Source organism: Franconibacter pulveris, assembly GCF_056780215.1.
In genome coordinates this window covers 4,276,168-4,288,929 of sequence record NZ_CM165555.1, presented here as the reverse complement: position 1 = coordinate 4,288,929, position 12,762 = coordinate 4,276,168, and the positions used below count along the sequence as shown (strand labels likewise).

The 12,762-nt window shown below is 58.1% G+C and carries 13 protein-coding genes; 5 read left to right on the top strand and 8 right to left on the bottom strand.

Annotated elements, in window-relative coordinates; translation table 11 throughout:
• Positions 1-64 precede the first annotated feature (64 nt).
• The 5 genes from damX (at position 65) to trpS (ending at position 4,776) form a co-directional block, all read left to right on the top strand.
• Entirely contained in the window at positions 65-1,426 is a 1,362-nt protein-coding gene (gene damX / locus ACU4F7_RS20335; protein WP_029590556.1) for a cell division protein DamX, read from the top strand.
• Between the two features lie 67 nt (positions 1,427-1,493).
• Positions 1,494-2,306 (top strand): adenine-specific DNA-methyltransferase, encoded by an 813-nt coding sequence (gene dam / locus ACU4F7_RS20330; protein WP_024558190.1) that lies wholly within the window; start codon positions 1,494-1,496, stop codon positions 2,304-2,306.
• 41 nt (positions 2,307-2,347) lie between these two features.
• On the top strand, positions 2,348-3,025 hold the full coding sequence (rpe, locus tag ACU4F7_RS20325; RefSeq protein WP_029590555.1) for a ribulose-phosphate 3-epimerase: 678 nt from the start codon (positions 2,348-2,350) through the stop codon (positions 3,023-3,025).
• The gene (gene gph, locus ACU4F7_RS20320; protein ID WP_481637641.1) at positions 3,018-3,779 is read left to right on the top strand and encodes a phosphoglycolate phosphatase; all 762 of its coding nucleotides are present in this window, start codon (positions 3,018-3,020) and stop codon (positions 3,777-3,779) included. Before rpe ends, gph begins: the two co-directional genes overlap by 8 nt.
• Entirely contained in the window at positions 3,772-4,776 is a 1,005-nt protein-coding gene (trpS, locus tag ACU4F7_RS20315; protein ID WP_024558187.1) for a tryptophan--tRNA ligase, read from the top strand. Before gph ends, trpS begins: the two co-directional genes overlap by 8 nt.
• 59 nt (positions 4,777-4,835) lie before the next feature.
• Here the strand turns inward: trpS and ACU4F7_RS20310 are convergent, their stop codons facing one another.
• The 8 genes from ACU4F7_RS20310 to nirC form a co-directional block, all read right to left on the bottom strand.
• Entirely contained in the window at positions 4,836-5,006 is a 171-nt protein-coding gene (locus ACU4F7_RS20310) for a YhfL family protein (protein WP_481638758.1), read from the bottom strand.
• Between the two features lie 194 nt (positions 5,007-5,200).
• Positions 5,201-5,932 (bottom strand): GntR family transcriptional regulator, encoded by a 732-nt coding sequence (locus tag ACU4F7_RS20305; RefSeq protein ID WP_029590553.1) that lies wholly within the window; start codon positions 5,930-5,932, stop codon positions 5,201-5,203.
• A gap of 101 nt (positions 5,933-6,033) precedes the next feature.
• Entirely contained in the window at positions 6,034-6,819 is a 786-nt protein-coding gene (gene frlD / locus ACU4F7_RS20300; protein ID WP_024558184.1) for a fructoselysine 6-kinase, read from the bottom strand.
• Positions 6,816-7,646, bottom strand: coding sequence for a fructoselysine 3-epimerase (gene frlC / locus ACU4F7_RS20295; protein ID WP_029590551.1), 831 nt, complete (start codon positions 7,644-7,646; stop codon positions 6,816-6,818). The genes frlD and frlC overlap by 4 nt, the downstream gene beginning before the upstream one ends.
• A 51-nt stretch (positions 7,647-7,697) precedes the next feature.
• Positions 7,698-8,720, bottom strand: coding sequence for a fructoselysine 6-phosphate deglycase (gene frlB, locus ACU4F7_RS20290; RefSeq protein WP_481637640.1), 1,023 nt, complete (start codon positions 8,718-8,720; stop codon positions 7,698-7,700).
• Between the two features lie 21 nt (positions 8,721-8,741).
• Positions 8,742-10,082, bottom strand: coding sequence for a fructoselysine/psicoselysine transporter FrlA (gene frlA / locus ACU4F7_RS20285; RefSeq protein WP_481637639.1), 1,341 nt, complete (start codon positions 10,080-10,082; stop codon positions 8,742-8,744).
• Positions 10,083-10,376: 294 nt separating this feature from the next.
• The gene (cysG, locus tag ACU4F7_RS20280; RefSeq protein ID WP_481637638.1) at positions 10,377-11,750 is read right to left on the bottom strand and encodes a siroheme synthase CysG; all 1,374 of its coding nucleotides are present in this window, start codon (positions 11,748-11,750) and stop codon (positions 10,377-10,379) included.
• A gap of 21 nt (positions 11,751-11,771) precedes the next feature.
• Entirely contained in the window at positions 11,772-12,575 is an 804-nt protein-coding gene (gene nirC / locus ACU4F7_RS20275) for a nitrite transporter NirC (RefSeq protein WP_029590547.1), read from the bottom strand.
• Positions 12,576-12,762 lie beyond the last annotated feature (187 nt).

Below are 12,762 nucleotides of genomic sequence, written 5' to 3'. Positions count from 1 at the left end.
GGCGTTTTTTTTCGGGCGATGTGCGTAGCCGCGGGCCGCAATAAGCCTTAGTGTGGGGTGTTAAATGGATGAATTCAAACCAGAAGACGAGCTGAAACCCGATCCCAGCGATCGTCGTCCTGGTCGTTCTCGTAAATCTGCCGACTATGATAACGAGCCGCAGCTGAACATTGATGACGTTGAGCTGGACGCTGAAGATCCGCGCCCTTCGCGCGCCCGTCGCGCTCGTGATGAAGACCGCGTACGCGAAGAGGAAGAGTACGAAGCGGAGGCAGCGGCAGACGAAGAAGTGGTTGAGCGTCGTCCGCGCAAGCGTAAAAAAGCGCCGGCGAAAGGGCCGGTTTCTCGTCAGCACCTGATGATGGCGCTCGGCATTTTGGTGCTGCTGGTGCTGATTATCGGCATTGGTTCCGCATTGCAGGGGCCGTCGACAGATTCCAGCGCGCAAAATCAGTCAGCGGAAAAAAATATCGATCTCGCAGGCGGCGCCAATAACGGCGACACGCCAGCCAATCAGGCTAACGGCACGCAGCCGCAGCCAGGCGAAACCTCTGCGGTAAACGCGGCGCCCGGCAACAACCCGCAGGATGTCTCTTTGCCGCCTATTTCTTCCACGCCGACTCAGGGTCAGGCTCAGCCGCAGCCTGCCGGTCAACAGCGCGTTGAAGTGCAGGGCGACCTGAATAACGCGCTGACCCAGCAGCAGGGACAAATTGATAACGCCGCAACCGGCTCTTCTACGCTGCCGACCGAACCTGCAACGGTTGCCGCGGTAGGCAACAACAATGCCGCTTCCCGTCAGGCCACGCCGCAGGAGCCTGCTACACGCCAGGCTGCCGCGCCGCAGCGCCATGAGCGCAAGCAGGTAGTGATTGAGCCGGAACCGCGTAATGCGCAGCCGACCCAGAGCAAACCGCAAACGACCGCGAAAGCGCCGACGAACGAGCAGAAACCTGCCACGACGGCGAAGCGCAGCGAACCGGTTTCCGCGCCTGCCAGCGGTACGGCCTCCGAACCGGTGAAGGCGCCTGCCGCGACTACCGCCGCGCCGAAGGCTTCCGCTCCGGCAGCCACGGCGACGACCAGCGCGCCAAAAGCGGCCGCGCCTGCGCAATCTTCCAGCGCGCCTGCCGCCGCGACGGGCAACGTCGGCTCGCTGAAGTCAGCGCCGTCCAGCCACTACACGCTGCAGTTGAGCAGTTCTTCGAACTACAACAACCTCAACGCGTGGGCGAAAAAAGAGAACCTGAAAAACTACGTGGTTTATCAGACGACCCGTAATGGTCAGCCGTGGTATGTGCTGGTAAGCGGCGTTTACGCTTCTAAAGATGAAGCGAAGCGCGCGGTTGCCACGCTGCCTGCCGATGTCCAGGCGAAGAACCCGTGGGCGAAGCCGATTCACCAGGTTCAGTCCGATCTGAAGTAATGAGTAAAAGCGCAGTATGCTGTCGGAGCCTTTCTCCACAGCGGGGAAAGGTAAAGTCACAAGCAGCATGAAAAAACATCGCGCTTTTCTGAAATGGGCAGGGGGGAAATACCCCCTGCTCGACGAAATCAAACGTCATCTCCCGGAAGGGGAGTGTCTTATCGAGCCTTTTGTCGGCGCAGGCTCGGTATTTCTCAACACAGACTATTCAAGCTATATCCTCGCGGATATCAACAGCGACCTGATAAGCCTCTACAATACGGTGAAAGACCGCCCGGACGACTACGTTAACGAGGCGCGTTTGTTGTTTACGTCGTCCAATAACCAGTCTGAAGTGTACTATCAGTTGCGTGAAGAGTTTAACCAGAGCGCCGATCCTTTTCGTCGCTCGCTGCTCTTTTTGTACCTCAACCGCCACGGCTACAATGGGCTGTGTCGGTACAATATGCGCGGCGAATTTAATGTGCCGTTTGGCCGCTATAAAAAGCCCTACTTCCCGGAAGAGGAGCTGTACCGGTTTGCCGAACGGGCGCAGAATGCGCTGTTTATTTGCGAATCGTATGATGCGAGCATGGCGCGGGCGGGCGCGGGATCGGTGGTTTATTGCGATCCGCCTTACGCGCCGCTTTCCGCGACGGCGAACTTTACCGCTTACCACACCAATAGCTTTAACCTGGAGCAGCAGCAGCATCTGGCCCAGCTTGCCGAGCAGCTGCACAGCAACCGCATTTCGGTGCTTATCTCCAACCACGATACGGCGCTGACGCGTCAGTGGTATCAGCAGGCGAAGCTCCATAAGGTGCGGGTAAGACGCAGCATTAGCAGCAACGGCGGCACGCGTAAGAAGGTGGACGAACTGCTGGCGCTCTATAAAGCCTGAGCCGTTTCGCCCGCCGTAAAACACTTTTAATGGAGAAGCGGATGAAACAGTATTTGATTGCCCCCTCAATCCTGTCGGCAGACTTCGCTCGCCTGGGCGAAGATACCGCCCGCGCCCTGGCCGCTGGCGGCGATGTCGTCCATTTTGACGTTATGGATAACCACTATGTGCCTAACCTCACCATGGGGCCGATGGTGCTGAAGGCGCTGCGCGATTACGGCATTACCGCGCCTATCGACGTGCATCTGATGGTCAAACCCGTCGACAGAATTATCCCGGACTTCGCCGAAGCGGGCGCAACCTACATTACCTTCCATCCGGAAGCCTCCGAACACGTTGACCGGTCGCTGCAGCTTATCAAAGAGCATGGCTGCAAAGCAGGCCTGGTGCTGAACCCCGCCACATCGCTCAACTGGCTCGATCACGTTATGGACAAGCTGGACGTTATTCTGCTGATGTCGGTGAACCCGGGTTTTGGCGGTCAGTCGTTTATTCCGCACACGCTGGATAAGCTTAAAGAAGTGCGTAAGCGCATCGACGCTTGCGGGCGCGATATCCGTCTGGAAGTGGATGGCGGCGTGAAAGCGGACAATATTGGCGAAATTGCCGCCGCGGGCGCTGATATGTTTGTCGCAGGCTCCGCTATCTTCAATCAGCCCGATTACAAAAAAGTGATTGAGGACATGCGCAGCGAACTGGCGAAGGTAAGCCATGGATAAATTACAGACCATTCGCGGCGTGGCGTTTGACCTTGACGGCACGCTGGTGGACAGCGCGCCGGGGCTGGCGTATGCCGTAGACAGCGCGCTTTATGCGCTGGAGCTGCCGCAGGCCGGCGAGGCGCGGGTCATCACCTGGATTGGCAACGGCGCGGATGTGCTGGTGCAGCGCGCGCTGAAATGGGCGCGTGAAGAAAAAGCGGCGCAGCGCATTGCTGCCGGGAAACCTGCGCTGGATGCGATGGATATTCCTGAAGAAGAACAGGCTCGCATGCTGCGAAAACTCTTCGATCGTTACTACGGCGACGTGGTCGAAGAAAGCAGTTTTCTTTTCCCGGATGTCGAGCAGACGCTGCATGCCTTGCATAACAACGGCATGCCGATGGCGCTGGTGACCAACAAGCCGACCCCTTTCGTGGCGCCGCTGCTGGAAGCGCTGGGCATTGCTAAGTTCTTCACCGTGATTATTGGCGGCGATGACGTGACGAACAAAAAGCCGCATCCTGAGCCATTGCTGATGGTGCTGGAAAAGCTTGGGCTTGCCGCGCCGGAATTGCTGTTTGTCGGCGATTCGCGTAATGATATTCTGGCCGCTCAGGCTGCGGGCTGCTGCTCGGTAGGCCTGACTTATGGCTATAACTATGGCGAAGCGATAGCGTTAAGCAAACCCGATATTATCTTCGACCACTTCCGTGATCTTTTGCCCGCTCTCGGGCTACCCCACAGTGACAATCAGGAATTGAAAAATGAGTAAGCCCATCGTTTTTAGCGGCGCACAGCCATCAGGTGAATTGACCATTGGTAACTACATGGGTGCGCTGCGTCAGTGGGTTAACATGCAGGACGACTACCATTGCATCTACTGTATCGTTGACCAGCACGCCATCACTGTGCGTCAGGACCCGGCGGCGCTGCGCAAAGCCACCCTCGATACGCTGGCGCTCTACCTCGCCTGCGGCATCGATCCGAAAAAGAGCACCATCTTCGTTCAGTCCCACGTACCGGAGCACGCGCAGCTCGGCTGGGCGCTGAACTGCTACACCTATTTCGGCGAGCTGAGCCGTATGACGCAGTTTAAAGATAAATCCGCCCGCTATGCGGAAAACATCAACGCCGGTCTGTTCGACTACCCGGTGCTGATGGCGGCAGACATCCTGCTGTATCAAACGAACCTCGTGCCGGTAGGCGAAGATCAGAAACAGCACCTGGAGCTGAGCCGTGATGTGGCGCAGCGCTTCAACGCTATCTATGGCGATATCTTTAAGGTGCCGGAGCCGTTTATTCCGAAATCGGGCGCGCGCGTCATGTCGCTGCTGGAGCCGACGAAGAAGATGTCCAAGTCAGACGATAACCGTAACAACGTCATCGGCCTGCTGGAGGATCCGAAATCGGTCGTGAAGAAGATCAAACGCGCGGTAACGGACTCCGACGAGCCGCCGGTTGTGCGTTATGACGTGGCTAACAAAGCGGGCGTGTCTAACCTGCTGGATATCCTTAGCGCTGTAAACGGCCAGAGCATCGCCGAGCTGGAGCAGCACTTCGAAGGCAAAATGTACGGTCACCTGAAGGGCGAAGTGGCGGATGCCGTCTCCGGCATGCTGACTGAGCTTCAGGAGCGCTACCACCGCTACCGTAACGATGAAGCCTTCCTGCAGAGCGTGATGAAAGAAGGCGCGGAAAAAGCCCGCGCCCGCGCGTCTGAAACGCTGAAAGCGGTTTATGAAGCCATCGGGTTTGTCGCCCAGCCGTAAGAAACAAAAAAACCGGGAAATTTCCCGGTTTTTTTATGCCTGCGCTTAGCGCTTGTCTGTTACTGGTCTGCCGCCGGACCGCAACCGCCAATGATTCTGGAGATTGAAATCGCCGGGTGGAGCAGATACTCATAGCTGCAATCTTTCTTTTTGTTTTCAACGTGCCCGGAGCAAGCGGTGAGAGTAGAGAGCGCGACGGCCAGAACAGCCAATTTCATCATACGATTCATCATGTATCCCTTTAGATTAAGTAGTCCTGAGAGTGGCTATGAATTACTCGGTAATGCATAGCGGAAGAGATATAAACGCTTTGCAGGGTTATCCGTCAATGTCCCCTGAAATGCTGCCCACAACATAAAAGACTGCGTTCTCTTCATCATCTGGCACAGGAAAAGGGATAAGCGAAACGCGCTGGCTTAAAGCTTCAGCGGCGCTGGTTATCAATAGTCAGGCTGACGCGGTTGGCCCGGCAGAACAATTCGGAAATGTGCACGGGACGATCGTGCTGATCGAAAGCGATTTTGCTGATGCGAAACAGCGGCTCGCCCAGTTCGCATTTGAGCCACTGCGCTTCAGATTTGGTGGCAGTGAAAATATCGATGGTTTTTTTATCGCTCACCACGCGCGTATCGAACCGCTCCTGAAAAAGCTGGTAAGTCGACGCGCCCGCAGTATAAATCTCGTCGAAACCCGGGTAGCGGGCAAGCGGGATCCAGGAGCCGTCAATAAACAGTGGCTCGCCGTCAAGATACATGACCCGGCGCAGCAGGAACATCTCGCTGCCGCCCGGAATGTTCAGCCTTTCGCAAAACGGGTCGGCGCCCACGCGCGCCTGCTCAATCACCTCTTCTTTGGTCGGCTTGCCCTGCGATACGCCGAAATCGGTGAAGCCGCTCACCGTCAGCAGCGCGTTCTCCACTTTCTTGCTCTGCACAAACGTGCCTTTTCCCTGCCAGCGGATCAGTACGCCATCTTTAACGAGGTCGCTGATGGCCTTGCGGATAGTAATGCGGCTAACGTTGTAGAGTGCGCAAAGCTCGCTTTCGGTTGGGATCTGCTGGCCTGCCTGGTAGACGCCCTGCGCTATCTCATCAAGCAGGCGCTGGCGCACGGTGGCGTAGAGAAGTTGGTGGGAGTAGCGCTCCGTAGCTGGCATGAATCGACCCTGAAGTTGTAAAAAGCGTGGGGTTGATTATAGGAGCCTTTATTGTGGAGTAACAGGGCGTTGGCGTGAGGCTCGTCACGCCAACGCAGACCTCACCACGCGCCGTGGTAGCCGATGGTCCTTGCGGCGCACTGCGTGCCCTGCTTCATGGCGTCGTGCAGCGGCAGGCCTTCGGCGATGGCGCAAAGGAAACCGGCAATATAAGAGTCCCCGGCGCCCATGGTATCGACCACCTCCACTAACTCCGGCGGCATCCGCCAGAACTGTTTACCGTCCCACGCCAGGCTGCCGTTTTCGCCGAGGGTGGCGATAGCCGCGCCCGCGCCGCACTGCACCACCGTTTGCAGCCGATCGCGCAGCCACGGCGTGTCGTCGTTCGCGGAGGCGAATACGTAATCAAGATGCTCCGGCAGCGTGCGCCACAGCGGGCTTTCCCATTTGTCGGCGAAATCAAACGAGAGGATTTTCCCGGCGGCTTTCAGGGCGGGGAAGGCCGTTTCGGCATGGCCCCAGATGGCGGAGTGGATGATGTCAAAGCTGTTCAGCCAGGCCAGATCCTCTTCATTGAGCGCAAAATTCGCCATTACGCCTTCGGTATAGTCGCCGAGGATGCGGTCGTTGTTGCGCAGCTCCACCTGGGTTTGCGCCGTCACGCCCGGCTTCACGCGCAAGCGAAACGTATTAACCCCCTTTTGCTCCAGGTCGCGCCTGAGCATTTTGCCGTAATCGTCATCGCCTACCCAGCTTACGCAGGTGGGCTGCATGCCGTAACGGGTGCTATAGACCGCCACGTTCACGGCGTTGCCGCCGGAGAAAGCCTTGCCGAGCTGCGGATAGATATCGACGCAGTTATCGCCTACCGTCGCCAGCTTTTTCATTGCGCCTCCTGCGTCAGCAGTTCGCGAAAGCGCGACAACGCCTTGCGGGCATACAGCCGCGGCTCGTTCATATACATCGTTACAAGTTCGATGGTGCAGTAGCCGTCATAGCCCCGGTCGAGGATATCGCGCATCAACTCACGCAGCGGCATTTTGCCTTCGCCTGGAATGTAGTGGCTGTCGCTGGCGCCGTCGCTGTCGACGATATGCAGATGACGCAGTTTATCGCCAAGCTTGTCGAAATAGCTCATTACCGGCTCGCCCTGCACAAACGGCGCGCAGATATCGACCATGCTGTAAAGGCGCGGCGAAGGCACGAGCGAGAGCGCGCGCAGCACATCGTTAGCGTTGCAAACCACGTTGGATTCATACGGCGTGAGCGGCTCCAGCAGCAGATCCATGCCGATATCTTCCGCGAAATCGCATAATTCGCGCAGGTTGTCAGCAAGCCGCTGCCAGATGGCGTCCGGCGTGGCGAGGTAGCCCGCATGAGCGGCGGAAATCAGCGTAAAGCCCGCCTCCATCTCTTTAGCCATCTCCATGGCGAGCTTAATCATGTCGAGGCTTTCCCGACGCATCCGTTCATCGCCCAGCATCATGTTATACGGATAGCCGTTAGTTTCCGGCGTATAGCCGATGATCGGCATCTGATAGACGCGGGAGAGTTCTTTAACGTGGCGGATGCCGCCCGCATTTAAGTCCGGCGCGAAGGCGTGCGGCCTGCCGCCCCACAGCTCCAGCCCGTCGTAGCCCAGTTCGTGCGCGTCGCGAAAGGCGTGCTCCAGCGGTAAACGCTGATGCCCGCAGGTAAACATACCCGTTTTCATACCCTTCTCCTTGCATGAATGTCCCGGCCTCCGCAGAGGCCGGGCGGGGGATTAATACTCGACAATGCCGCCGTAGTAGCGACGGTCGTCCGGGTTGTGGTCTTTGTAAATAGAGAGGTAGTAGCAGAGCCACTCCATCGGCACGAACATCAGGAACGGCGCGAGCCACGGGTGCAGCCCCTGGGCAATCTCTTCGTAGTCGATAACGATGACATTATCGGTACGCTCGCGCACGAAGCGGATAGCGCGCTCGGTGGTGTGGCGGCTTTCATCGTTGCCCAGCAGGAAGAGGAACGGCACGCCCGGCTCGACAATTTCCAGCGGGCCGTGGCGGAACTCGCCGCTCTCAATCACCGAGCCGTGAGTCCAGGTAAACTCCATTAGCGTGACGATGCCCTCTTTGTAGCCGAGCGGGCGCAGCGGGCCTGCGGAAACGGTGTAGATCATCGGCCACTGCGACGCCTGCTCGCCAAGCTGACGGCCCTTATCTTCCCAGGTGCGCACCAGGTGGCCCAGCGCCTGCGGCAGCTTGCGCAGGTCGTTTTTGATTTTGCCGATTTCGGCGTGCGGCGCGAGACGGGTGATCATCTCCAGCACTACGCTGTAGCAGAGCAGCAGATGGATTTCCCAGATGCAGTCCGCTTCATACGCCACCACATGTTCAGCCGCATGAACAATCGGGCTGTCCGGACGTTTAGTGAAGGCGGCGGTGAGCGCGCCGCAGGCGGCGCCCAGCTCCAGCGCCTTGATCACCTCTTCGGTTTTGCCGTAATCGGACACGCCGATAACCGCGCATTTTGCGTCGAGACGGTAAGGCGTGTTGTCGCAGAACTCCCAGCCGGAAAGGGCGTAAACCTGCAGGCTGGAGAAGCGGTCCGCCAGATGCTTCGCTGTCTGCGCGGCGTTGAGCGGCGAGCCGCAGGCGACGAAGTAGATGCGGTCAATGCCGCGCTTGATCATCTCATCGACGATAGCGTGCACGCGCGGCACATCCTTCTCCATAATCTTTTCCACTTCCTGCACCATATTTTCGGTTACCAGGAAATCCACGGTGCTTTTATCGATATTCAGCATGAAACAACTCTCCAGACAGGGTTAGGAAACATGAGCCAGACGGCGGTTGCGCTTTTCCCAGAAGGCGTAAGCGGGCAGGCCGGTGGCGATAACAATCAGGGCGCAGATAAGGCCCGGGACGGGCGCCCATACGAAGGTAGAAGCGACCAGGATGAGGCTTGACGCGATGGCGGCGAAGGTCATCAGACCAAAGGCCGGGGTGCGCCACAGCGGTTTGTAATCCTCACGTTTGCGACACCAGATGATGGAGCCGAAGGTGAGGGTGTTTTTGAAGCACATCACCAGCGTGAAGTAGCCGAGCAGGCTGGTGAGGTCGGAAACAAAGATAAAGAAAATGCCGAGCGCGCATTGCAGGATGATGGAGACATCCGGCGTGTTGTATTTCGGGTGTACGTGGCCGAAACATTTGAAGAACAGGTTATCTTTCGCCATCGCATACTCGAGGCGCGGCTGGTACATCACGCAGCTGGAAAGCGAGCCCAGAATAACGATCATCGCGGTGACGGCGACGAAAACGCCCGCCACGCTGCCAAGCGCCGGAATATAAGTCAGCGCGTCAGAGATAGGCGTGCCGGAGGCGGCGAGCTTGTCAAACGGCATCAGGCCGGAGATAACCAGCGCCAGCAGCGAGTAGAGCACCAGCACCAGCAAACAGGAGCCGATCAGCGCCCGCGGCATGGTTTTGCCGGGGTTTTTGATTTCGCCGGTCATGTAACAGATGGACGCCATGCCGGTATAAGACCAGCTGGTGGCGGAAATGCCCGCCAGCAGCGCCATGATGCCCGCCGCCGCGCTGGTCGCCGCCGCTGTCGCAGGCGCCGCAAAGTTATCGCCTTTCAGCCAGAAAATGCCGACGCCGATAACAATGGCGAAGGGGATGATTTTGGCGATGGTGATAAGCGTCTGGAACGTCGCGCCGCCTTCTACCGAACGCAGGTGCAGCAGCATAAACACGAGTATTAACCCGGTGGCGATAAGCTTGCCGGTGAACGGGTCTATCGCGACCAGAAAACCGAGGTTGCTGACTATCGCCAGCGCCATAATCGAGAGCGAAGGCGCATCGTTCGCCCAGAAGCTCGCCCAGCCGGAGAGAAACGCCAGCGGCCGGCTGCCGGCGTTTTTCAGGTAGACATAATCTGCGCCGTTTTCGGGATAGGCGGTGGAGAGCTCCGCATAAACGCACATCTGCGGGATCACAATCAAACCGCCAATGACAAAAGCGAGCACCGTGAGCCACGGGGAGCCTGCCGCTTTCGCCACTTCACCAACCGAAACGAAAATACCGGAACCGACGGTCGTTCCGACGGAAATGGCCAGCACGGCCCAGAAGCCGAGCTTGCGTTGGAGTTCCTGGCCTTCCATATCGTTACCTTTTTTAGTTTTCAAACAGGGTTGTAGGGGTTCAGAGCGCGTCGCCTGGATGAAGGCAGCAGGAGGCCGCATGACCCGAAACGGCGCGGGTCATGGAGAAATCGCTATGCTGTTTTCATAATGAGATGACGCATAACGAATATAACAACATATGATGAATTGTATTGGCGAGATAGATCACAAAATCGCCACTTGTTAGCGGCATGTAACGCTTTATGGCGACATCTTATTGAAAGATAAGGAAAGAAAGTAGCGGGCAAGCACAGGTTGCCCGCACAGGGAGGCTTATTTCGAAGAGAACCAGTTGAGTTTATTACGCAGCGCGACCACGCGCCCGACGATAATCAGGCTCGGGCTTTCAACCTGCTGCGCCAGTTTGCCAAGCTGCATGAGCGTGCCGTCGACCACGCGCTGTTTGACGCTGGTGCCATTTTCGACCAGCGCAACCGGCATAGCGGCATCCATCCCGTGTTCCAGCAATTTTTCCTGAATGGCGGCCGCCTGGTTTAAACCCATATAAAACACCAGCGTCTGTTTTTCCGCCGCCAGGTTATGCCAGTCCAGCTCGCCGCCAGTTTTCAGGTGACCGGTGACCAGCCTCACGCTCTGGGCGTGATCGCGGTGGGTGAGCGGAATGCCCGCATAGGCGGAGCAGCCAGAGGCGGCGGTAATGCCCGGCACCACGGAGAAGGGAATGCCTGCGTGACACAGGGTTTCCAGCTCTTCGCCGCCGCGCCCGAAGATAAACGGGTCGCCGCCTTTCAGGCGCACCACGCGTTTGCCGCGCTGGGCCTCGCGCAGCAGGATCTGGTTAATCTCTTCCTGCGGCACGCAGTGGTAGCCGGCGCGTTTGCCGACAAACACGCGATCGGCGTCGCGGCGCACCAGATTCATGATCTCATCGGAAACCAGGCGATCGTAAACCACGATGTCCGCCTGCTGAATCTGCTGCAGCCCTTTTAGCGTCAACAACCCCGGGTCGCCGGGACCTGCGCCCACCAGCACCACTTCACCGCGGTTTTCCAGCGGTTCGCTGAACAGCGTTTCGGTAATATCCGCCACGTTGGGTTGGTCATTATTGGCGAGCGACTGGGCGAGGCGGTCGTTAACAAACAGTTTTTCCCAAAAACGGCGACGCTCGCTCATGGTGGCGAACGTCTCTTTTACACGCTTGCGCAGGTTGCCTGCATAGCGCGCCAGTTCGCCGATGTGCTGCGGCAGCAGCGCTTCGAGCTTTTCCCGCAGCAGGCGGGCGAGCACCGGCGAGGTGCCGCCGGAGGAGATCGCCACCATAAGCGGTGAGCGGTCGATGATAGAAGGCATGATGAAGCTCGCCTGCTTGGGCGCATCCACTACGTTGCAGAAAATTCGGCGCGCTTCAGCAGCGTCGCTCACCTGTTGATTAACGGCGTCGTCGTCCGTGGCGGCTATCGCCAGCCAGCAGGTATCGAGCAGGCGGGCGTCGAATTCGCCCGCCGCCAGCTGCAGCATGCCCTGTTCCGCCCAGACCTGAAACTGCGGCGTGAAATCCAGGGCGTTAACGGTGACGATGGCTCCTGCCTCCATCAGCAGACGCGCCTTGCGTTCTGCCACATCCCCGCCGCCAACCAGCAGGCAAGGACGATTGCGTAACTGACAAAATATGGGCAGGTGATCCACGGCTTATCCTTCTTATCGGGCTTATCGGGCGGTTTCAGGAGCGGTCTGCGCGGCAGGCTGCGGGCGCTCTGCGCGCGGGGTAGCATACCAATAACCTAACCCCATGAATACGACGCCGGAAAGGGTATTCCCGAGGGTTACCCACAACAGGTTATGGCCGATGCCGGAGAGGGTATACGCTTCGCTGTGATGACCAAACCAGGAGAGCGCGAAGAGCGTCATGTTGGCGACGGAGTGTTCGTAGCCGGAGGCGATAAAAGCCAGCAGGCACCACCAGATAGCGATGAATTTCGCCGCGCCTTCGGTGCGGATAGCCATCCAGATAGCAAGACAGACCAGCCAGTTGCAGAGCGCGCCTTTAAAGAACAGCACGGTGGCGGGCGCGGTGGTTTTGGCGAGCGCCACGGTGTGGACAAGACTGGTATCCACCGGCAGCAGGCTGCCGCCGCCCCAGCTGTAGAGCAGGGCGACAAACACCGAACCTACGAGGTTGCCAAGCCAGGTTTGCGGCAGAATGGCCCACATCTGGCCATGGCTAATTGCGCCCGCTTTAACGCCAAGCGTCAGGAACATGGTGTGGCCGGTGAAAAGCTCGGAGCCTGCGATGATAACGAGCGTGAGCGCGATGCCGAACGTGGCCCCCATCACCAGCGGACGCACAGACGGGTCAAGCAGGTTGCCGAGCGTGAAAATCAGGATGATGCCAAGCCCGACATAAGCGCCCGCCATGGCGGAACTGACCCAGAAGCCCAGCGGATTATTTGCCGAGAGGCGAGCGATGCGGGCGGCATTCGCTGCGCACTTGTTGATCGTATCGGTAAACATAGTGGTTATCCTAAAAAGTGAGTGAAATTAAAACGTAAAAAAGTTCGCCTTGTGGCGGCGCGGCGGTTTTCCGCACGCGTAATCGTTGTTGTCCTTAACTGACGCTCCGGTAAGCAGAACGCCGATGGAACATTTTTAATGAGCGGAGGCTTGTGCCTCTCTGCTTTACTGCTTTTCTTCGCGTGGC